The 19858-nt window shown below is 65.3% G+C and carries 17 protein-coding genes; 8 read left to right on the top strand and 9 right to left on the bottom strand.

Going from position 1 to position 19858, the window contains the following annotated elements; translation table 11 throughout:
• Nucleotides 1-67: 67 nt before the first annotated feature.
• Nucleotides 68-3259, bottom strand: a complete 3192-nt coding sequence (locus tag D002_RS0109360) for an efflux RND transporter permease subunit (RefSeq protein WP_018141658.1) — start codon at nucleotides 3257-3259, stop codon at nucleotides 68-70.
• Nucleotides 3256-4512 (bottom strand): efflux RND transporter periplasmic adaptor subunit, encoded by a 1257-nt coding sequence (locus tag D002_RS0109355; RefSeq protein ID WP_018141657.1) that lies wholly within the window; start codon nucleotides 4510-4512, stop codon nucleotides 3256-3258. The genes D002_RS0109360 and D002_RS0109355 overlap by 4 nt, the downstream gene beginning before the upstream one ends.
• A gap of 189 nt (nucleotides 4513-4701) precedes the next feature.
• Here D002_RS0109355 and D002_RS0109350 point away from each other — a divergent pair, with 189 nt between their 5' ends.
• Nucleotides 4702-5226 (top strand): copper chaperone PCu(A)C, encoded by a 525-nt coding sequence (locus D002_RS0109350; RefSeq protein ID WP_196800119.1) that lies wholly within the window; start codon nucleotides 4702-4704, stop codon nucleotides 5224-5226.
• A 51-nt stretch (nucleotides 5227-5277) separates the two neighbouring features.
• On the opposite strand, the gene D002_RS0109345 is transcribed toward D002_RS0109350, so the two are convergent.
• Together D002_RS0109345 and D002_RS0109340 are read right to left on the bottom strand one after the other, a co-directional pair.
• Nucleotides 5278-6132 (bottom strand): peptidylprolyl isomerase, encoded by an 855-nt coding sequence (locus D002_RS0109345; protein ID WP_018141655.1) that lies wholly within the window; start codon nucleotides 6130-6132, stop codon nucleotides 5278-5280.
• Nucleotides 6132-6428, bottom strand: a complete 297-nt coding sequence (locus tag D002_RS0109340; protein WP_018141654.1) for a YciI family protein — start codon at nucleotides 6426-6428, stop codon at nucleotides 6132-6134. The genes D002_RS0109345 and D002_RS0109340 overlap by 1 nt, the downstream gene beginning before the upstream one ends.
• A gap of 197 nt (nucleotides 6429-6625) precedes the next feature.
• Here D002_RS0109340 and D002_RS0109335 point away from each other — a divergent pair, with 197 nt between their 5' ends.
• From D002_RS0109335 to scpB, 5 genes are all read left to right on the top strand, one after another.
• Nucleotides 6626-7240 (top strand): L-threonylcarbamoyladenylate synthase, encoded by a 615-nt coding sequence (locus D002_RS0109335; RefSeq protein WP_018141653.1) that lies wholly within the window; start codon nucleotides 6626-6628, stop codon nucleotides 7238-7240.
• Nucleotides 7241-7311: 71 nt separating this feature from the next.
• Nucleotides 7312-8676, top strand: a complete 1365-nt coding sequence (locus tag D002_RS0109330) for a DUF945 family protein (RefSeq protein WP_018141652.1) — start codon at nucleotides 7312-7314, stop codon at nucleotides 8674-8676.
• 53 nt (nucleotides 8677-8729) lie between these two features.
• Nucleotides 8730-9950: a tryptophan--tRNA ligase gene (locus D002_RS0109325; RefSeq protein ID WP_018141651.1), complete on the top strand. Its 1221-nt coding sequence runs from the start codon at nucleotides 8730-8732 to the stop codon at nucleotides 9948-9950.
• A gap of 9 nt (nucleotides 9951-9959) precedes the next feature.
• A complete protein-coding gene (locus D002_RS0109320; RefSeq protein ID WP_018141650.1) occupies nucleotides 9960-10829 on the top strand; it encodes a ScpA family protein in 870 nt (289 codons plus the stop codon).
• Nucleotides 10826-11536 carry an SMC-Scp complex subunit ScpB gene (scpB, locus tag D002_RS0109315; protein WP_018141649.1) on the top strand — a complete coding sequence of 237 codons (711 nt, stop codon included), beginning with the start codon at nucleotides 10826-10828 and terminating at the stop codon, nucleotides 11534-11536. Before D002_RS0109320 ends, scpB begins: the two co-directional genes overlap by 4 nt.
• Before the next feature lie 13 nt (nucleotides 11537-11549).
• Here scpB and D002_RS0109310 read toward each other — a convergent pair whose 3' ends face one another.
• Nucleotides 11550-13031, bottom strand: a complete 1482-nt coding sequence (locus D002_RS0109310) for a S10 family peptidase (RefSeq protein ID WP_018141648.1) — start codon at nucleotides 13029-13031, stop codon at nucleotides 11550-11552.
• On the bottom strand, nucleotides 13025-13786 hold the full coding sequence (locus D002_RS0109305) for an FKBP-type peptidyl-prolyl cis-trans isomerase (RefSeq protein WP_018141647.1): 762 nt from the start codon (nucleotides 13784-13786) through the stop codon (nucleotides 13025-13027). The genes D002_RS0109310 and D002_RS0109305 overlap by 7 nt, the downstream gene beginning before the upstream one ends.
• A 195-nt stretch (nucleotides 13787-13981) precedes the next feature.
• On the opposite strand from D002_RS0109305, the gene D002_RS0109300 reads away from it, so the two are divergent.
• Both D002_RS0109300 and D002_RS0109295 read left to right on the top strand, forming a co-directional pair.
• Entirely contained in the window at nucleotides 13982-15343 is a 1362-nt protein-coding gene (locus D002_RS0109300; protein ID WP_018141646.1) for a sulfite oxidase, read from the top strand.
• Nucleotides 15344-15400: 57 nt separating this feature from the next.
• A complete protein-coding gene (locus tag D002_RS0109295) occupies nucleotides 15401-15721 on the top strand; it encodes a cytochrome c (RefSeq protein ID WP_018141645.1) in 321 nt (106 codons plus the stop codon).
• 98 nt (nucleotides 15722-15819) lie between these two features.
• Here the strand turns inward: D002_RS0109295 and rlmKL are convergent, their stop codons facing one another.
• The 3 genes from rlmKL to D002_RS0109280 all read right to left on the bottom strand — a co-directional run bounded on the left by rlmKL (nucleotide 15820) and on the right by D002_RS0109280 (nucleotide 19790).
• Nucleotides 15820-18033, bottom strand: a complete 2214-nt coding sequence (gene rlmKL / locus D002_RS0109290) for a bifunctional 23S rRNA (guanine(2069)-N(7))-methyltransferase RlmK/23S rRNA (guanine(2445)-N(2))-methyltransferase RlmL (protein WP_018141644.1) — start codon at nucleotides 18031-18033, stop codon at nucleotides 15820-15822.
• Nucleotides 18034-18096: 63 nt separating this feature from the next.
• Nucleotides 18097-18885, bottom strand: a complete 789-nt coding sequence (locus D002_RS0109285) for an ABC transporter permease (protein ID WP_018141643.1) — start codon at nucleotides 18883-18885, stop codon at nucleotides 18097-18099.
• Nucleotides 18885-19790: an ABC transporter ATP-binding protein gene (locus D002_RS0109280; RefSeq protein WP_018141642.1), complete on the bottom strand. Its 906-nt coding sequence runs from the start codon at nucleotides 19788-19790 to the stop codon at nucleotides 18885-18887. The genes D002_RS0109285 and D002_RS0109280 overlap by 1 nt, the downstream gene beginning before the upstream one ends.
• Nucleotides 19791-19858: the final 68 nt, after the last annotated feature.

Genomic DNA, 19858 nt, shown 5'->3' with positions numbered 1-19858 from the left:
TCGAGCGCTCTTGACCTTCTTCGTGCCTTCGTGTGCTTCGTGGTGAAAATAATGGGCCGGAGGCCGGCTATTCGGTGACGTGGTGGGTGGTGGTAGCGCCGCGGTCGAACAGGCCCTCGTAGAGGCGTAGCAGGGCCGGGATCACAAACAGGACGAGGACGGTGGCGATGGCCAGGCCGAAGACGATGGAGATGGCCATCGGGATCAGGAACTGGGCCTGGACCGAGCGCTCGAACAGCAGCGGCGTCAAACCCGCAATGGTCGTTACCGATGTCAGGATCACCGCGCGCAGGCGCTGACAGGCGGCCTCGACGATCGCCTCCTGCAGCGCCAAACCGGCCGCGCGCAGGCCCTGGTAGAAGCTGACCAGGATGATGGAGTTGTTGACCACGATTCCGGTCAGGCCGAACAGGCCGAACAGCGACAGGATCGTCAGTTCTACGCCCATGATCCAGTGTCCGAGCAGGGCCCCGAGGATGCCGAAGGGGATGATCGCCATCACGATCAGCGGCCAGCCCCAGGAGGCGAACACCCAGGCGAGGGTGATGTACATCAGCCCCAGTGCCAGGATCAGGCCCGTGCGCATGTCGGCGAAGGTCTCGGCCTGGTCCGCCGCGCGACCCTCGAAGGAATATTCGATACCGTAACGTGCCGCCAGGTCATCCAGCGGACCGTCTTCGAGCGCCGCGCGGATGCGCGCGGCGTTGTTCACGCTACGGTCGACCTCGGTGGACACTTGGATCGCCAGGCGGGTGTCCGCATGGCGCAGGGTCTCGAAGCCCTGGCGCGAACGCAGGTCGACCACGCTGCCCAGTGGGGCGAATTCGCCACTGGGCAGGCGAAGGCTCAGGCGTTCCAGGCTCTCGCTGGAGTGCCGTTCGTGATCCGGTAGGCGAACGCGTACCTCCACCTCTTCCAGGCCGTCCTGGTAGAGCTGAGCCAGATGGCCGTCGTAAGCGTCGCGCAACTGGGCTCCGACCGACTCGGTGGTCAGTCCCAGGGCGCGGCCCTCCGCGTTGACCTGAAACACCAGCTGCTCGCGCCCGAACGGCGTGTCGTCGTTGGTGGCGTAGGTCCCGGCGAAATCGTCGAAAATCTCTGCCAGTTCCAGTGCCGCGTTCTTCAAGATGTGCGGGTCGTCACCGGTCAGGCGGACTTCCAGGTCGCGTCCGGGGGGTCCGGTTTGGCGCTCGTCGATACTGAAATTCTCGATCCCCGGCGCCTGGCGCACGCGGTCCTCCCAGGCCTGGATGAACTCGCGGTTGCGGACCTCACGCTGCTCCGGCGACACCAGTTCCACCTGGATGTTGCCAAACTGGTCGCCGCGTGGAGCGTTGCCGTCTCCAGGGTCGATGCCACGCCCAAGGCGGGTCACCGAGGCGCGCACCAGATTGCCTCCAAACGCCTCTTCGGTCTCGGCCAGCGCTTCTTCCGCGTGGATCAGAAAGGCCTCGACCCGTTCCGGTGGGGTGCCGGCGACAAAGTTGACGCCGGCATTCACGATGGTGCCCTCGGGGGAGGGGAAGAAGGTGAAGCCGATGCGCCCGCTGGCGGCCAGCCCAATCGCCAGGATCAGCGCCCCCACCGCCAGTGCAAGGGTGGCGCCGGAATGATTGACCGAAGTCGTGACCGCGCGGCGGAAGGGCCCGTTGCGGAAGTTTTCGAAGCCACTGTCGAAGCGCTCGCGCAGGCTGCCCGGGCGCGGCGGCTTGAGCCGGTGCATCACGCCCTTGAGGTGGGCGGGCAGGATCAGGAAGGCGATCAGCAAGGTGGCCACGATTACGCAGATCACCACCAGCGGAATATCGAACAGGATGTTTCCAATAACGCCCCCGATCAGCATCAGGGGCAGGAAGGCGGCCACCGTGGTCAGCGAGGCGGCGATTACCGGCCCGACCATACGCCGCGCCCCGTCGCGTGCCGCGCGGCTGGCCGAGAGTCCGCGCTGGTGCAGGCTGTAGGCGTGCTCGGAAACCACAATGGCGTTGTCGACGATGATCCCCAACGACATGATGAAGCCGAACAGCGAGATCATGTTGATCGAGCCGCCAACCACCCACAGCACCACGAAGGCGGCGGTAAAGGCGATCGGGATGCCCAGCGCAACGCGCAGGGCGATATGACGATTGAGGAACAGGAACAGGATGCCGAGCACCAGGAGCAATCCGCCCAGGCCGTTCTTCAGCAGCAGGGTGATGCGCTCGGACAACAGTTCCCAGAAGGCGTCGGTGACCTGCAGATCGACACCCGGCGGCAGGGTCGACCGGGTTTCTTCCAGCCACTCCTCCAGCACCTGTGCGGCTTCCAGCGAATCGCCGGTCTCCGAGCGCAGCAAACTCATCTCGATGGCGCGTTGACCGTTCGCACGGGCCCGCACCTGGCCGTCGCGATGGCGTAGGTCGATATCCGCGATATCGCCCAGGGTGAGTCGGCCTAGCTCGGCGTCGCCGCGCAAGACCAGGCGTTCGAAGGCGACGATGTCGCGGGCCTGTTCCAGGCTGCGGATCTGGCGTGCGGTGTCGTCGCGCCCCACCGAGCCGGCCGGCAGGTCCTGTGCCATCGCACGGATCTCTTCGCCGATGTCGGCCAGTGTCATGTCCAGGCGGTAGAGCGCGGAGCTGGGCACCTGGATGGCCATTTCGTCTTCGGTCAGGCCGGTAAACTCGATGCGCGCGATGCCGGCATCCAGCAGTTCGCGTTCAAATTGCCGCGCAAGGATGCGCAGTTGCTGCGGGTCATCGGGGCCCGTCAGCAACATGCGGGCCACCGGTTCGTAGCGAATGATCCGGGTCACCACCGGGGTCTCGGCGGCTTCCGGCAGGTTGCGCTGCTGGTTGACGCGGTCGTTGACCTGTTCCAGGGCCAGGGTCATGTCGGTCCCGGCCTCGAACTCCATGGTCACGACGCCAATGCCCAGCGCCGACGTGGAGGTCATGTTGCGCAGGCCATCCACCGTGCGCAGGTCCTGCTCCAGCGGATCCACGATCGCGCGTTCGACATCCTCCGCACTGGCGCCCGTCCAGGGCACCTCGACGGTCACGAAGTCGAGCTCGAAATTAGGGAAGAACTGGGTGTTCAGCTTGGTCAGGGCAAAGGCCCCGGCCAGCAACATCAGCGCGATCAGCAGGTTGGCCGCGAGGCGATGATCCAGGAATAGCTGGATCGGGCCCCGCGGTGGGCGATCGTTGTCCTGCGCACCGCCACCGGGCATGGGCCGCCCGCTGTCGGGGGCGGCACCGGAAGGCTCGGACTCGCTCATCGCTCGGAATCCGGTTCTTCGACCTCGACGCGCAGGCCGTCGACCGCGTTGGGCAGGCGGGTGGCGATCAGGGTGTCACCGGCTTCGATCTCGGGGCTTCGGATCAGGGCCAGGGTGTTGCCGTCGTCATCAATAAAGTCACCCAGGCGCTCCACTTGCAGCGATTCCAGACGCCCGTCGACTACGCGGAATACGCGGTCGCGGCCAAACAGTGATTCGAACGGGACCGCAAGGCTGTCGGGTTCCTCGGGCAGCAGCAGGCGCAGTTCGACGAAACGGTTCAGGGTCAGTCCGCGCCCACCGCTTCGAACCGTAAAGACCCCGCGCATTCCGGACTCGCCGGTGCGCGTCTCGCCCTCCAGACGTTCGAGCTCGGCCTCGACCGGGTGCCCGCCGCGCTCGGCCTTCGCTGGCAAGGCAGCGTCACTCTGTAACAGTTCTTCGATACGACCAATCAGGTGTTCGGGCAGGCTGGCACGGATCTCCAGGTCGTCGACCGCGAACAGTCGAAGCAGGGCGTCGCCGGGGCGAGCCCGTTCACCGGTCGCCACCTCGACCTCGACAATGCGGGCGTCGAAGGGGGCGCGGATCGTGGTGCGTTCCAGGTCGATGCGAGCCTGTTCCTCCGCAGCCCGGGCTCGGGTCAGGCGCGCCTCGGCCTCGGCCTGCCGCATGGGGGCATCGGCCACGGCCTGTTCCCGGCTGTCGACTGTGAGGCTGGCCTGCTGCAGGCGTTCGCGGGCGGCGTCGACATCCGATTCCGAACCGAGGTTGCGTTCACGCAAATCGCGCGCCCGCTCCAGGCCGCGTTCGGCGATCGCCATCAGATCGCGTTCGCGTTGCAGTGCCTCGCGGTCGAAGCGCGCGCGCAGGGTCTCCCGCTCGACCGCGCCCTCCATTTCGCGCCGTTCTGCTTCGCGCTGATCCAGCAGCAGCTGGGCCTCCCGCGGATCGATACGGATGAGTGCGTCGCCCTTGGCCACGCGCTGCCCGGCGCGTGCGGGAACCGCCTCGATCTCGCCTTCGACCGCTGCCCGCAGCAGAGCGTCCTGGGCGGATCGGACGCGGCCATTGAGGATGACCCCCGGGCGGTGGGTGCCGGGCTCGGCGGTCAGGCCCTGCACCGGCCAGGTGCGCTCACTGGCCTCCGGCGGTGGGGCCTCCGGGCCGGTGGCGCGCAAGATCATGAATCCCACTACAGCGATGGCGAGGATCAGGATGGGGATAATGGCTCGGCGTGGGGCGCTCGGCATGGAGGTCTCAATGTTGGCTAGTGCGGGCTTGCGTGAGCCCTCGACCCGTGGCTTGGAGCAGGGCCGGAGATAGAGGTTCCCCATTCCGGGTGGCTTATCCTACCACTGCATTTTTAGGGGAACCCACTGTGCCCTCGGGTGTCCCTCGTTGTGCCAATATTACAGTTTGCTTAACTGAGGATGAAGGCCATGAAGGGATCCCGAATGATGTTGCACGGGCTGGTGGCGGTAACCGTGCTGGCGGGCGGCTCCATGAGCCCGGTCGCGGCCGGGGAGCCGGAGCTGTGCGAATGCCGGGACGGACTCGAGATGGCCTCTGCGCCCTGGATTCGTCTGATGCCGGGTGATAGCACGGGCGGCTACTTCGAGCTGCGTAATGCAGGCGATCGCGATTACCGCATCGTGGCGGCCGAGAGCCCGATCTCGGAGGTGGTGGAACTGCATGAACATGCCCATGTCGACGGCGTGATGCGAATGCGTCAGGTGGAGAGGCTGGATGTCCCGGCAGGCGAGACGCTGGTGCTGGAGCCTGGGGGGCTGCACCTGATGTTGATCGGCTTGCATGAGCCGTTGACGGCCGGCGACTGGATTCCCGTGGTGCTGGAGTTCGCGGATGGCGAGACCATGACTATCCATGCCCGCGTGCAGCGGGGCGAGGACGCCAGGGAGGGCGCCCCGGAGTCCGGGCACGGGGGTATGCATCACGGGCACTGAGGCTGAGGCCAGCCCGTGCTCCTTTAGTGAGCCGGGCCTAGTTCGCGGGGCCTAGTTCGCTGGGCGATTCGGGATCTCGATCTCCGCGTCGGCCCGCAGGCCTTCGAGGTACTCCTGGATGGCGCGGCTTTCCAGGATCTCGATCAGTTCGGCGCGGACATCTTCCAGTTCCGGGACCTGCGTGTCCCGTGTCTCTTCAAGCCGGATGATGTGCCAGCCGAAACGGCTCTCGACTGGTTCGGCGGTGGTCTCACCCGGTTCCAGGGCTACGGTGGCATCGCTGAATGCGGGGACCATCTGCTCGGGGCTGAACCAGCCCAGTTCGCCGCCGCGGGATCCCGAACCCGGATCGATGGAATGCGTCTCGGCGAGGGCCGCGAAGTCCGCGCCGTCGCCCAGTTCCACAAGCAATTCGCGGGCGTGTTCCTCGTCCTCCAGCAGGATGTGCCGGGCGCGGTATTCGGTGCCGCGCATCATCTCCATTTGGCGCTCGTACTCCGCCTCCAGGTCTTCCTGGGTGATTTCCATCTCGGCGGTGATGCGCTCCATCAACTGTGAAGCCAGCAGGTTGGTTTCCACCATACGCAGGATGCGGCGGGTCTCGGCTTCGGTATCCAGCCCGCGGGCGACGGCTTCCTGGCGCAGTAGTTCGAGGCTGATCAGCTCCTCCAGGGTGCCCTCGCCTTCCGCCAGACCGGGGTCATCGTCCATGCCCGAGTAGGTGAACAGGTCGGCCCGGGTGATGGGCTCGCCGTTTACGGTGGCGACGGTGTCCGCATCCTGGGTGTCGGTCGCGATCCCGGCGGTGTCATCTGTGGAGGACGTGTCATTGTCCGGGCCGCAAGCGGCCAGGAGGCCGACAGCCGCCAGGGTTACGAGTGTCGTGGACCAAGTACGGGGCCGCATCAGAAGACCTGCTTGAATGGGCGCACGTCGACGGCGGTGTAGACACCGGCGGCCACGTAGGGGTCGGCATCGGCCCATTCCCGCGCGGCCTCCAGCGAAGGAAATTCCGCAACGATCAGGCTGCCGGTGAAGCCGGCCGGGCCGGGGTCATTGCTGTCGATGGCGGGGAAAGGGCCCGCAAGGATCAGCCGCCCGTCGTCGCGCAGGGTTTGCAGCCGGGCCACGTGTTCGGGCCGCGCAGCGAGGCGCGCGTCCAGCGAGTCGGGGGCATCCTGGCCCTGAATCATGTAGAGCATGGGCGATCTCCTCGGATAGACCTGTATCGTAACCGATCATCGTCGAACTCTGGTGTTCGACGGCTCGCAGTTTGACCCGTGACCCGTTACGAGGACGTTCGCCGGCGTGGGCGACCCATCCTTATGGGAGAGCTGGCTTATGGGGGAGCTGGTGGATGCGCTACACTGCGCGGCCTGTAACCGTTCCGGCTGCGACCATGCTTTCGATCCACCCCGACAATCCCCAGCCCAGGCTGATCCAGCAAGTGTTGGATCGTCTGCAGGCAGGGGCGGTGATCGCGCTGCCGACCGATGCCTGCTATGCGCTGGCGTGCCTGCCGGGGGACAAGACCGGGGCGGATCGCATCCGCCGCATCCGCCAGGTGGACGAGACCCACCACCTGACGCTCCTGTGCCGCGACCTTTCCGAACTGGGGGTGTACGCCAAGGTGGACAACACGGCGTTTCGACTGATGAAGACCCTCACGCCCGGGCCTTATACCTTCATTCTTCCCGCCACCCGCGAGGTGCCGCGCCGGTTGCAGCATCCCAAGCGGCGCACCATTGGAATGCGCGTGCCGGCGAGCCCGATCGTATCGGCGTTGCTGGACGCACTGGGCTCGCCTTTAATGTCGGCGACCCTGCAGCTGCCCGGTGATGATCTGCCGCTGAGCGAACCCTGGGAGATCGATGATCGCTTGGGCAAGGTGGTGGATCTGGTCGTCGATGGGGGAGCGGGTACGCTGGAGGCCACCAGTGTGCTGGACCTCACGGACGACGTACCCACGGTCATTCGACATGGCCTGGGCGATGTGGGATTTCTGGATGAATAGGCTCACGGGCCGGTGGGTGTGCATTGGCCATCGGCAGGACCTGGAGTGCGGCATCGCCGCAGGGAGGCGCAGTGCGTAAATGGATCATTCTGGCCGTGGTGGTGCTGGTTGTGGCCGCTGTCTGGCCGGTGGTGGTCGGCACCCAGGTCGAGGGGACCGTCAACGCCACCCACGAGGCCCAGTTGGGCGAGGTGCATCTGCGCCACGAGATGCTCGAGTACGAGCGTGGCTACCTGGGGGCCAGTGGCCGCAGTCGTCTGATCCTGGAGGACGCGGATGGCCGCCTCGAGATCCCGCTGGTACACGCTGTGCGGCATGGCCTCCTGGGCGCTCGCGGCGACTCGTTTGTCGACCTGGACACCCTGGCGGCGCCGGATGATTCGTTGATCGGCCACCTGTTGCGCTCATTGGATCTGCAGGTGCATTCCCGTGCCGGGCTGGGCGGGGGGGTGACCACCCGCGTCGCCTTCGATGAGCTGCGCGTGGATCTGACTACGGTGCCCGAAGTGGCCGAGCATACCGGGACCGATGTGCCGGTATGGCTGGAGTTGGCTGCGGGACAGGGCCGGTTCGCCTGGTCCCGGGAACAGATCCTGGTGAGTCTGGATATCCCGGATCTTCAGTTGTCCGACGACGCGTTTCTCTGGCGCGCAAGTGATCTTCGCTACGCCACCGTTTTTGAGGCCGACGACGATGGCGTCTTCGGGCGTTTGCCCGATTACGAAGGTGGACTGGCCGCCTCGCGTATCGAGTTAAACGAGGGCGAGGCCGTTCGGCTGTTGCTGGAGCGTCCGCGCCTGGATGCCTTCCAGCACACGAGCAATGACCGCATGGATTCGCGTGTGCGTTTGCAGATGGACCATGCCCGCGTGGACGATGGCGAAGGGGATGCGCTGACGCTGGAGGCGCTGGACCTGCAGCTGGGGATCCTGCGCTGGGATCGGCCCAGCCTGCTGCAATTGCTCGGAGAACTGGAGGCGCTCGAGGCGCGTGGCGTCGAGGGCGATCAGCGCAATGCGCTGATTGGCGCGGCGATGATTGACGCCCTGGGCGGAATGATCGAGCACCGTCCCGGAATCCAGCTACAGGTCTCGCTTAACGAAGAGCCTTCGCGTCAGCTTGCGTTGGATGCCGAGCTGGGCCTGCGCGGGACGCAACAGGGTTTCGCGACCCGGCCGCTGGAGGTGCTGGTGCTGGACAGTGAGCTGCGACTCGGGCTGGAATGGGTGGCCGAATTCGATGCGGCCTATCCCGATATTGACCTGGATGCCCAACTGCATGCATTGGCCGCGGACGGCTGGCTGCGACGGGATGCCGAAGCGGGTTACTGGCACGGCAACCTGGCGATGGCGGATGGTCGCGTGCACATCAACGATGTGGACCGCACTTCGATGTTGCTGGCCATGTTGTTCGCCTTCTCCGGCGGTATGTTCTGAGACGATAGACCGGGCGCGGATGCGCCCGCTTCTAAGAGGAAGGGATTGATTCCGTGAGCAGTAATCAGGGTAGCAACCAGCGTGTGCTCTCCGGCATGCGTCCCACCGGGCGCCTGCATCTGGGCCATTACCACGGTGTGTTGAAGAACTGGATCGAGTTGCAGCACAACTACGAGTGCTTCTTCTTCGTGGCCGACTGGCATGCGCTGACCACCCATTACGAAGACCCCGGTGACCTGCAGCAGCATGTGATCGAGATGGTCATCGACTGGCTGGCAGCAGGCGTAAGCCCAGGCTCCGCGACACTGTTCGTGCAGTCGCGCGTCCCGGAGCACGCCGAGCTGCACCTGCTGCTGTCGATGATCACGCCGCTCGGTTGGCTGGAACGGGTCCCAACGTACAAGGACCAGCAGGAGCAGCTGCGCGAGAAGGACCTGGCGACCTACGGCTTCCTCGGCTATCCGGTGCTGCAAAGCGCGGATGTGCTCGCCTATCGTGCCGGGATGGTTCCGGTGGGCGAGGATCAGGTGTCGCATCTGGAGGTGACGCGCGAGATCGCGCGGCGTTTCAACCATCTCTATGGCCGCGAGCCGGGCTTTGCCGAGAAGGCCGAGGCCGCCGTGGACAAGATGGGCAAGAAGGCCGCCAAGCGCTATCGCGATCTGCGCAAGCGGTACCAGGAGCAGGGCGAGGACGAGGCACTGGAAGTGGCGCGGGCGATGCTGGATTCTCAGCAGAACATCTCGCTGGGCGATCGCGAGCGGCTGTTCGGATATCTCGAGGGCGGTGGCAAGATCATCTTGCCGGAGCCGCAGGCGCGGCTGACCCCGGCCTCGAAGATGCCCGGACTGGACGGGCGCAAGATGTCCAAAAGCTATGGCAATACCATCAGTCTGCGTACCGAACCGGCCGAAGTGGAGACCTTGATCCGGACGATGCCGACGGATCCGGCACGGGTGCGTCGCACGGACCCCGGCGATCCGAACAAATGCCCGGTGTGGGAGTTGCACAAGGTCTACACCAGCGAGAGTCAGCGGGAAGAACTCTACGCCGGTTGTACCACGGCCGGGATCGGCTGCATCGACTGCAAGCGCCCACTGATCGAGGAGGTGCAGGCGGAGCTGGAGCCCATCCAGCAGCGGGCGAAGGAATACGCGGAGGACCCGGCCCTGGTGCGTTCCATTATCGTCGAGGGGTCCGAGGCCGCCCGCGAAGAGGCCCGTGAGACCCTGGAAGAGGTGCGCCGGGTGATGGGGCTGGACTACCTGCGATGAACGAGCGGCATGGACCCGCACGCTGAGGCGAGCGACGATCTCGACCTCCCCGCCACCGCCGAAACCGGGGCGGATGGGGAGGTGCTTTATCGCGTGCACGGCGAGCCAGTGGCGGAACTGCCGGCCGATCTCTATATCCCGCCGGATGCGCTGGAGGTCTTTCTTGATTCCTTCGAGGGGCCGCTGGATCTGCTGCTGTACCTGATCCGCCGGCAGAACCTCGACATCCTGGCGATCCCCATTGCCGAGATCACGCGCCAGTACATGGCCTACATCGAGGTGATGCGCGCCATGCGCCTGGAGCTGGCGGGGGAGTACCTGGTGATGGCCGCCCTGCTGGCCGAGATCAAGTCACGCATGTTGCTGCCGCGTCCGCGTGATGCCGAGGCGGACGACGACGCCGATCCGCGCATGGCGTTGATCCGGCAGTTGCAGGAGTACGAGCAGTTCAAGACCGCCGCCGAGCGCCTGGACGCGCTGCCGCGGATGGATCGGGATGTGTTTGCCGCCGTTGCCAGTGTCGAGGCGTTGGAGGGCCCGCCGCCGCCCGCGCCATCGCTGGACGAACTGATGGAGGCGCTGGCGGCCGTCATGCATCGCGCGAGCCTGATGGCGCACCATCATGTGTCCACCGAGCAGCTGTCGGTGCGTGAGCGTATGTCCAGCATTCTCGACAGTTTGCACGCCGAGCGCTTCACGGACTTTGTCTCGTTGCTGATGGCGGCGGAGGGCCGTCAGGGGGTGGTGGTATCGTTTCTCGCGGTGTTGGAGCTGACCAAGGCCGGGCTAGTCGAGTGGGGCCAGAGCGAGCCGTACAGCCCCATCCAGTTACGCCGCCGCGGTACGCCCGTGGAAGACGAGGGAGGCGATTGGGCATGAACGATCAGGCCGAGAAGACCCTGGCGGAGACGGCACCCGATTCCGATCACGACCCGCTGCGGGCGGTCGAACTGGCGGTCGAGGCCGTATTGTTCGCGGCCGCGGAACCGGTGCCGGCGCGGGATCTGAAGGCCGCCTGCGAGGAACTGGGCGAGATCGACCAGGCCCTGCTGGAACAGGCGATTGGCCACTTGCAGGAGCGCTACAGCGACCGTGCCATCGAGCTGGTGCGCACTGCGGGAGGCTACCGTTTCCGTGTGCGCGCACGCTTTTCCGCCACCGTTCAGGCGGCCCAGCCGGAACGCCCGTCCCGTCTGTCACGCGCCCTGCTCGAGACCCTCGCCATCATTGCCTATCGCCAGCCGGTCACCCGCGCCGAGATCGAATCCGTGCGCGGGGTCGCGGTCAGTTCCGGGATCATGCGCACGCTGCAAGAGCGCGAGTGGGTTCGGGTGGTCGGGCACAAGGAGGTACCGGGCCGGCCAGCACTCTATGCCACTACGCGTGGCTTTCTGGATGACCTGGGTCTGAAGCGTCTGGAAGAGCTACCGTCACTGGATCAGATCCGCGATCTGGCGGATGTTGCCTCGGATGCTGGACTGAGTCTGACGCCGCCGGACACGGAAGAAGCCGAGGCGCCGGGTACCAGCCGCCGGCTGGATTTTGATACCGACGCTGAAGGCGACTTCGTGGACCGGGAAGCCTGAAAAGGCTCTCCGATCAGGGCGTCTCGCCGCGGTAGAACGCCGCGGCATCGTCGAACAGGGCCTGGTTCGTATCCGCCCGCATGTAGAGCATGTGCCCACCGGGATAGGCGCGCGGAATGATGCGCGCGTCCGGGTCCTCGCCCGCGGCGTGCGCGATCTGGCCGAGCAGCCACTCGGTGGCGAAATACGGTGTGATCAGATCCGCCTCGCCGTGCACGCTGAAGATGCGGAAGTTTCGGTCCAGCGCGAGGGCGGTGGCCAGGTCATCCAGCGCGGAGAAGTGTCCTTCGCGGCCGGAGCCTTCCCAGTCCCAGCTGCGAAAGACCTCTCGACTGAGCAGGCGGTACTGATGCCCGTGCTCCCACTCCAGGGTGTTGCGCAGGTGATCCAGCATGGCGGTGGATAGCGGGGCGATCAGGCCTTCTAGGATCGCGTCCGATCCCTGTGGCCGGACGCGGGTGGGGACGGGGTCGGGGTTGTCGATGCCGCCGTCGTAGAGGCTCACCAGGCGCCCCTCGTCGAGCAGAAGGCCGCGCTGGGTCATGTCCAGCGGGATGCGCCCCCCGGTGGCCTTGAGGCGTTCCTGCCCCAGGCCGGTGAAGCGCGCGACTTGTGCGATCCATTCGTCATCGATTTCCCGTGGATGCATCAGGCCTTGCAGGTACGGGCCCAGGGCAAAGGACTCGGCTGCGGCCTGGTCCGGCGGGTCGTCGCCCAGGCGGTCCTGGGCTCGGGCCGCGGCGGTGATCGAGGGTAGGCCGAGCGCCCAGGCGACCGGACGCCCTGTTCCGGGCTGCAGCATTGCGTAGTCCAGGGCGGGCGAAATCAGCACCGTACCGCTGACGCTGATACCGGACTGGCGCATCAGGCGCGCCGGCAGGGCCGCAGCGCGGTAACCGCCATAGCTCTCGCCGGCCAGATAGACCGGGTCTCCGCGGCGGCCGTTGCGGTCCAGCCAGCGTTCCAGAGTCTCCTCCATCGCCTCCAGGTCGCCGTCACGGCTGAAGTAAGTGTCGGCTTCGCCTTCCATCACACGGCTGAAGCCGGTGCCCACCGGGTCGATGAACACCAGGTCCGTGAATGCCAGCCAGGTCTTCGGGTTGTCGACCAGTCGCGGAGGCGTAGTGGTCGGCAGGCCCTTCGCGTCGGTTTCGAGCACCCGCGGCCCGAGGCCGCCAACGTTGAGGTAGGCGGAGGCGGCGCCGGGTCCACCGTTGACCATGAAGCTGACCGGTCGCGGCGTGTCGTCCTCCACCGTGTAGCTGGTGGTGAAGATGCGCGCCTGCGGGTGGTCACTGTCACCTAGCGGGATGTATCCCGCGGTGGCCGAGTAGTCCAGGCGTTCACCATTGGCCAGCTCGATCTGATGCTGGGTCGTCACCGATTCCGGCAGTTCGGTGCTGGCGGTCTTGTCGGTGTCGGCCATTGCTGGCCCGGCAAGCCACAGGGCTAGCAGTGCAAGGGCCAGGAGCTGTCGCATTAAGGGCATCAGCATTGGGCCGTTTCGGCTGTCTCTGGACAGTCGTGCTGAACGATGCGGTCGTCCTCCAGCCATTCCATGATGCCGTCGGTCACGTTGTAGATGTTCTCGTAGCCGAGCCCGTCGGCCAGGGCGCGCGCCAGGGCGGCTGTGCGGTTGCCGACACGGCAAATCAGGACCACCTCTTCATCCTGGCCGACCAGTTCGGTGAACTGCCGCCCGAAATCGGGATTCAGGCTGCCATCTTCCTCGAAGGCCGTGATGCGGTGGCTGCCTTCCACTACACCGGTTTCGGCCCATTCGTCCGGACGACGAATATCCACCAGGGTGACGCCTTCATCCAGCTTCGTGGCCAGTTCCTGATTGTCGATGTTGGTGAAGGGCGCGCGGTCCGTGATCTCCATCACCTCGATCTCGAACTTCAGCGTCGCGTTGCGCGGAATGATGTTACCCGCTCCGCGTTCTCCATAGGCGAGTTCCGGAGGGATGGTGACCTCGCGTTTGCCGCCTTCGCGCATGCCGAGGATCGCGCGCTCGAAGCCGGGGATGGTCTGACCGGTGCCCGGCGTGACCGACAGCGGCTGGCCGGCGTCGCGGCTGGAATCGAACTGAGAACCGTCTTCTTCCAGGGTGCCGACATAGTGGACGAGGGCGGTGTCATGTTGGGAAATCGCCTCGCCTTCACCTGCCTCGATGTCGCGGATTTCGATTTCCTGAGCAAGGGCAAAGGCGGGCAGAAAAAACAAAGAAAAGAGGACCCAGTTGCGCATTATTATATCCTAATTTGTTGCAAAAATATGATTTTTAACTGGCGTTATTAACGACCACTAACGTCCGAGAAAAATTCCCGAAAAAATACTTTGAAATACATCTGAACTTAGTCTAAATCTCCAAGCGATCCCTACATGACAAGGACCGGCCATGGGGATCATAACTGCAAGGATTCGTGCGACGGAGGAGTATTCATGACTAAGAAGAACGATAACCAATTCTGGGACCGGCTACGTGGAAAAACGGAAGACGCTGGTGCCAGTCCTGAAACCCTGGAAGTTTTTGATGAGGCCGTTTCCCGCCGTCGTTTCATGGGCAGCATGGGCGTCGGCGGAGCGGCACTCACGCTGTTCGGCTTTGGTGCCGGTACCGATGCCGCGATGCGCGGCCTGTTCGGCCGTGGCCTGATTCCGGCGGCCTGGGCCGACGAAGCCAATGGCGTCGAAGACGATCAGGCGAAGGCCGCGATGTCGGATGCCAGCAAGGAAAGCGGCCTGATGGTGCACAACGACCGGCCGCTGAACGTGGAGACACCGCCGCACATGCTGGTGGACGAAGTCACACCGGCAAGCCGCCATTTTGTGCGTAACAACGACCTGATCCCGCAGCAGGCGCTGGACCGAGACGCCAGTGGCTGGTCATTGAAGATCGACGGTGAGGTACACGACGAACTCGAAGTCGGCCTGGACGATCTGAAGAGCATGGACAGCAAGGACCTGGTCCTCTCCATCGAGTGTGGTGGTAATGGCCGCGCCAATTTTGACCCGCAGCCGCGTGGCAATCCGTGGGATCGCGGCGCCATCGGCAACGCGCGCTGGACCGGTGTCCCGCTGAAGGATCTCCTCGAACGCGCTGGCGTCAAGGATAGCGCGGTGTACACCGCCCATGAGGGCTACGAGCCGATCCTTGGCGATCGCGGTCCGTTCTCTCGTGGCGTGCCGATCGAAAAGGCGATGGAAGAGCACACCATCGTGGCCTATCAGATGAACGGCGAGGACCTCCCGGCAGCCCATGGTTTCCCGGTGCGTCTGGTCGTTCCAGGCTGGTATGGGTCCTGTTCGCACAAGTGGCTGACGAACATCACCCTGCGCGATCAGGAACACGACGGCCGCGGCATGACGGGCTATTCTTATCGGATGCCGAAATACCCGGTCGCTCCGGGCGAACGTCCGCCGGAAGAAGACATGAAAGTCGGCGGTCCGTGGCTGATCAAGTCCGTCATTACCGGCCCCGAGAAAGATACCGGTCTGGAGCGCGGTGAGACGGTCAAGGTCACGGGTCATGCCTGGGCGGGCGAGGACGAGGTTGCGGAGGTCTGGATCTCCACCGACTTCGGTCTGAACTGGGAAAAGGCCGATCTCAAGGGCGACCCGGTCAACAAGTACGCCTGGGTGCACTTCGAGAAGGAATTGTCCTTCGAGAATCGCGGCTACTACGAGATCTGGGCGCGTGCAGTGGACGACAAGGGTAATACCCAGCCCATCGTTCAGCCGTGGAACCCGCGTGGATATGACGGCAACGTCGTGCACCGCATCCCGGTGACCGTGGCGGCGTGATCAACCTCCATGCCCAGGGCACCTGCCCCGGGCCCTGAACTGAAAAATGGAGTACGCATGAAGCGTTTTGTTTTGCCACCGTTGATGGGGGTCGCATTGCTGGCCCTGGCCGTACCCGTTTGGGGCGATGCCATCTCGGAAGAAGAGCAACAAGCTCAGGAAGAAAAGGCCGAGGAGGTATCGGCAACCAAGCAACTGTTCGAGCAGACCTGCTCGGCCTGCCACGGTATTCGTCAGGCCACCAACCAGAACCTCAATCGTGCCGATTGGCACTGGGTGATGGATGACATGGAAGACTATGGCATGACGTGGCTTACGGACGAGCAGCGCGAGGACATCGTTGACTACTTGGTGGAAAACCACGGTTACGGCGACTGAGCGGGTCCAGCAAACATCCTGTTTGCGTGGTTGTGATGTTTCCGGGCGCCCCATGGGGCGCCCTTTTTTGTGGGGGGCGTTCGCGTTCTCGAGGCCATCTATGGCCGTTGGATAACCCAGCAGCGATGAGGGGGTGGTGGGCGGCGGAAGTCTTCGTCCAGGGTCTCACGTGTGATCTCGCGGATCGCCAGTGCTTCCAGTGGGTCGGCGTTCAGTTCGAAGCGGCGACGGTTGGTGGAGAAATACAGAACACCACCCTCCGTGAGCAGACGAACGGCATCCTGAATGAGCTGGACGTGATCACGCTGCACGTCGAACTCGTCGTCGGTGCGTTTGGAATTGGAAAAGGTCGGCGGGTCGAGAAAGATCCGATCGAAGCGCAGGGCGGGGTCCTCCACTGCATCGCGCAACCAGGCAACGCAATCCGCCCGCAGAAGGGCGTGCTCATCCGGTCGGCGGCGCCCGCGGCCGTCGCGCACCTGGGCGGAAAACCCATTCGCATGCAGGTTGTCCGCAGCCCACTCGAGATAGGTATTGGAAAGATCCACCGATACCGTTTGGCTGGCACCTCCCACGGCAGCGTGGACGCTGACGGCGGCGGTGTAGCAGAACAGGTTCAGGAAGCGCAGGCCCCGGCATTCCTGCTGCAGGCGTCGACGGATCGGACGGTGATCCAGAAACAACCCGCTGTCGAGATAGGTGTCGAGCTCGACCTTGAGCCGACATCCGTGCTCCTCAACCCAGAAGGGCTGGGGTTGCGTGGTCTCGGCGCGTTGGTACTGGGCGCGCCCTTTCTGCGACCGACGTTGCTTGTAGTGCAGGTTGGCGGGTTCCACGCCGGTCACCTCCAGAGTGGCGGCCAATGCCCCACGCAGGCGTGCCTCGGCGCGGGCCGGCTCGACACTGGCGGGGGCCGCGAACTCCTGCACGTGCAGGTGGAGGGTGCCGTCCTCGGACTTGTAGCGGTCGATCTGCAGTGGGTATTCGGCCAAGTCCGCGTCGTAGAGGCGGTAGCAGGTGATCCCCTGGCGTTTGGCCCAGCGCGTCAGATGGCGCAGGTTCTTCTGCAGGCGATTGGCGAAGTCCGGTGCCGGGGCGGCCGCTGGCTCCTCACGCTGGTGGATCTCGAACTGCAGCAGGTGACAGGCGAGGGTGCCGTTGTAGAAACGGTGCTTGTGGCTGGCGCGCAGGCCCAGGCGCTGCGAGTCGGTGGTGTCCGCCACCAGCAGGGCCACATGCCAGCCGCCAAAGGCGCTGCGCAGACGCTCACCCAGCAGGCTGTAGAGTTTGATCAGTTCCGGCGTGTTGCCGATGCGCTCCCCATAGGGCGGGTTGCTGACCAGCATGCCGCGGTTAGCGGGCGCGGCCAGAGTCAGGGCATCGGCCTGGTCGAAGCGGGTACAGCCGCTCACGCCAGCGGACTTGGCGGCTTTGCGTGCCGCCGCCACCGCACCCCGGTCGTGGTCGCTGCCCAGCAGTGGCGGGCCCTCCCAGGGGCGTATCGAAGATCGGGCTTCGGCGAGGCAGTCGGCCCAGAGGTCGGCATTGTGCCCGGACCAGCCACGGGCCAGGAAGCCCTCGCGCAGCAGGCCAGGGACGGTCCGGGTAGCCATCAGGGCGGCCTCGATCACGAGCGTGCCGCTGCCGCAGAAGGGGTCCAGGAACTGGGCCTCGGGCTCGGCCTCGACCCGTTCCGGCCAGCCGGCGCGCATGAGCAGGGCCGCGGCGAGGTTCTCGCGCAGCGGGGCCTGGCCGCCGCTGCCACGGTAGCCGCGACGGTGCAGCCCACCATTGCCGATATCCAGGCTGATCTGTGCCTGGTGGCCCTGGAGCTGCAACAGGACGCGCACGTCCGGGTCTTGGGCGTCCACGTCTGGGCGTTCCCCGAGGGTGGCACGGAAGGCATCGGCGATGCCGTCCTTCACGCGGACGCCAGCGAAGTGGGTATGGCCGATATGCGAGCTCTTGCCAGTGACGTCGACTGCGAAGGTGGCATCCAGGGCGAACAGGGCGGGCCACTCCAGTGCCCGGCTGGCGGCGTGGCAGGCATCGCCGTCCGGCTCGTCAAAACGTGCCAGCGGCAACAGGATGCGGCTGGCCACGCGGCTGCCCAGCAGGCAGCGGTAGAGCGTGGTGAGGTCCGCGTGGAAGTGAATGCCGGCACGGTCCTCGCGCAGGTCCGTGGCTCCGAAGTCCTCCAGCTCCCGAGCGACCAGCGGGGCGAGTCCGCCGGCCGCGGTGGCCAGGTATTCACGGCGCTCGGCCAGCGGGTCGAAGGCGGGAATGGCATCGCCGGGAGAGGACTCGGTCATCGGGGGCTCGGGGAGGCTGGAAAGCCTTCTATTCTCTCACAGCCTGATGCGGGTACGCGGTTATCAGCGCAACAGACGGCGGCGAATCAGATACGTGGCGAGGATGATCGCGCTCAGGCCATAGGTGGCAATGACGGCCAGGTGTGGCAGCCAGGCAGTGGGCCAGGCGCCGGTCATCAGGGGGCGTACGATCTCCAGCACATGCGCCAGCGGCAGGGCGAGAGCCAGGCCCTGGACCCAACCGGGGAGCTCGGTCAGGGGGAAGAACACGCCGGAGAGCAGCAGCATGGGCGTGACCGCGAGGGTGAAGTAGTACAGGAAGAAGTCGTAGCTGCGCGCCAGGGCGGTGATGACCAGGGCCAGAGCGCCAAAGGTGAAGGCGGCCAGGAAGATCACCGGGAGCGCGAGCAATGCGCGCGCATCGCTCACCAGGCCCAGGAGGCTGGCCACCACCAGAATCGTCACAGCGCTGATCAGGCCCTTGGTCGCGGCCCAGGTGGCCTCGGCGAATACGATGTCGTCCAGGGTCAGCGGGGTCGCGAGCATCCCCAGCCACGTATTCTGCTCTGCCATGCGTGTGTAGGCGGAGTACATGCCTTCGAAGCTCGCGGTGAACATGGCCGACGAGCAGATGATGCCGGAGGCGATGAAGACCATGTAAGTCATGCCGTCGAGGTCGCCGACCAGACGGCCGAAGCCATAGCCAAAGGCCAGCAGATACAGGATCGGTTCCCCGAAATTGCCGAGCATGGAGGGCACGATCAGCTTGCGCCAGACCAGCGCGTTGCGCTTCCACACCGCGACGAAACGCAGGCTGGGGCGGGGTAGCAGAGGCATTGCGGGGTGGGCCATCAGTCGCGCAGCTCGTGTCCGGTGAGTTTCAGGAAGACATCTTCCAGATCCGCCTCGCGCAGGGTGGGTTCGTGCCCGAGCGCGCGCAGGCGTTCGCGCAGCCGGTCCGGCTCCGCGGTGTAGACCAGCCAGGTGTCGGCCACCTGGTGGGCGCGGTCCTTCGCGCCCAGCTCGCGTTGCAGGACCGCGCCGGCATCGGTGCCGCCGACGGTCAGCACCCAGGGCTCGATATGCTCCGCGATCAGGCGGCTGGGTGCGTCACAGGCGATGATTCGTCCATGGTCGATGATGGCGATACGGTCACACAGCTCCTCGGCCTCCTCCATGTAGTGCGTGGTCAGCACCAGGGTCACGCCGGAGGCGCGCAACGCGCGCAATTGGCGCCACAGGTGATGCCGCGCCTGCGGATCAAGGCCGGTGGTGGGTTCGTCCAGCACCACCACCTCGGGTTCATTGATCAACGCACGGGCCAGGGTCAGGCGGCGCTTCATGCCGCCGGAGAGGGCATCGATACGGGCGCCGCGCTTGTCGTTCAGATTGACCTGCTCCAGCAGGCGATCGATACGTGCCTGCACCTCAGCACCGGACAGGCCGAAGTAGGCGGCGTAGGTGCGCATGTTCTCGATTACGGTGAAGTCCGGGTCCAGGGTATCGAACTGCGGCACGATGCCCAGACGCTCGCGCACCGCGCGTTCGCCCTCCGGCATCGGCAGGCCCAGCACCTCGACCTGGCCACCGTCGATCGGGGTCATACCCAGGAGCATGCGCAGGGTGGTGGTCTTGCCCGCGCCATTGGGTCCCAGCAGGCCGAAGAACTCACCGGGAGCGATCTCCAGATCAATGCCGTCCACGACCGCCTTGCCGTCGTACGCCTTGTACAGCTGCTGGATGCGGATAGCGGACACGGCGGGACTCGCGGCTGCGGGGGAGTGCATACCATACCGATTCACACTCGCACCCCCAATGTCCTGAC

It is taken from the genome of Thioalkalivibrio sp. ALJ7, assembly GCF_000376865.1.
Taxonomy (GTDB): Bacteria; Pseudomonadota; Gammaproteobacteria; order Ectothiorhodospirales; family Ectothiorhodospiraceae; genus Thioalkalivibrio.
Note: the sequence above shows the minus strand (reverse complement) of the source record. Positions and strands in the feature narration are given on the sequence as shown.

What these genes read in the sequence shown, in the direction of transcription:
- D002_RS0109360 (WP_018141658.1), bottom strand. Translation starts at nt 3,259, where the DNA reads ATGAGCGAGTCCGAGCCTTCCGGTGCCGCCCCCGACAGCGGGCGGCCC.
- D002_RS0109355 (WP_018141657.1), bottom strand. Translation starts at nt 4,512, where the DNA reads ATGCCGAGCGCCCCACGCCGAGCCATTATCCCCATCCTGATCCTCGCC.
- D002_RS0109350 (WP_196800119.1), top strand. Translation starts at nt 4,702, where the DNA reads ATGAAGGGATCCCGAATGATGTTGCACGGGCTGGTGGCGGTAACCGTG.
- D002_RS0109345 (WP_018141655.1), bottom strand. Translation starts at nt 6,132, where the DNA reads ATGCGGCCCCGTACTTGGTCCACGACACTCGTAACCCTGGCGGCTGTC.
- D002_RS0109340 (WP_018141654.1), bottom strand. Translation starts at nt 6,428, where the DNA reads ATGCTCTACATGATTCAGGGCCAGGATGCCCCCGACTCGCTGGACGCG.
- D002_RS0109335 (WP_018141653.1), top strand. Translation starts at nt 6,626, where the DNA reads ATGCTTTCGATCCACCCCGACAATCCCCAGCCCAGGCTGATCCAGCAA.
- D002_RS0109320 (WP_018141650.1), top strand. Translation starts at nt 9,960, where the DNA reads ATGGACCCGCACGCTGAGGCGAGCGACGATCTCGACCTCCCCGCCACC.
- scpB (WP_018141649.1), top strand. Translation starts at nt 10,826, where the DNA reads ATGAACGATCAGGCCGAGAAGACCCTGGCGGAGACGGCACCCGATTCC.
- D002_RS0109310 (WP_018141648.1), bottom strand. Translation starts at nt 13,031, where the DNA reads ATGCTGATGCCCTTAATGCGACAGCTCCTGGCCCTTGCACTGCTAGCC.
- D002_RS0109305 (WP_018141647.1), bottom strand. Translation starts at nt 13,786, where the DNA reads ATGCGCAACTGGGTCCTCTTTTCTTTGTTTTTTCTGCCCGCCTTTGCC.
- D002_RS0109300 (WP_018141646.1), top strand. Translation starts at nt 13,982, where the DNA reads ATGACTAAGAAGAACGATAACCAATTCTGGGACCGGCTACGTGGAAAA.
- D002_RS0109295 (WP_018141645.1), top strand. Translation starts at nt 15,401, where the DNA reads ATGAAGCGTTTTGTTTTGCCACCGTTGATGGGGGTCGCATTGCTGGCC.
- rlmKL (WP_018141644.1), bottom strand. Translation starts at nt 18,033, where the DNA reads ATGACCGAGTCCTCTCCCGGCGATGCCATTCCCGCCTTCGACCCGCTG.
- D002_RS0109285 (WP_018141643.1), bottom strand. Translation starts at nt 18,885, where the DNA reads ATGGCCCACCCCGCAATGCCTCTGCTACCCCGCCCCAGCCTGCGTTTC.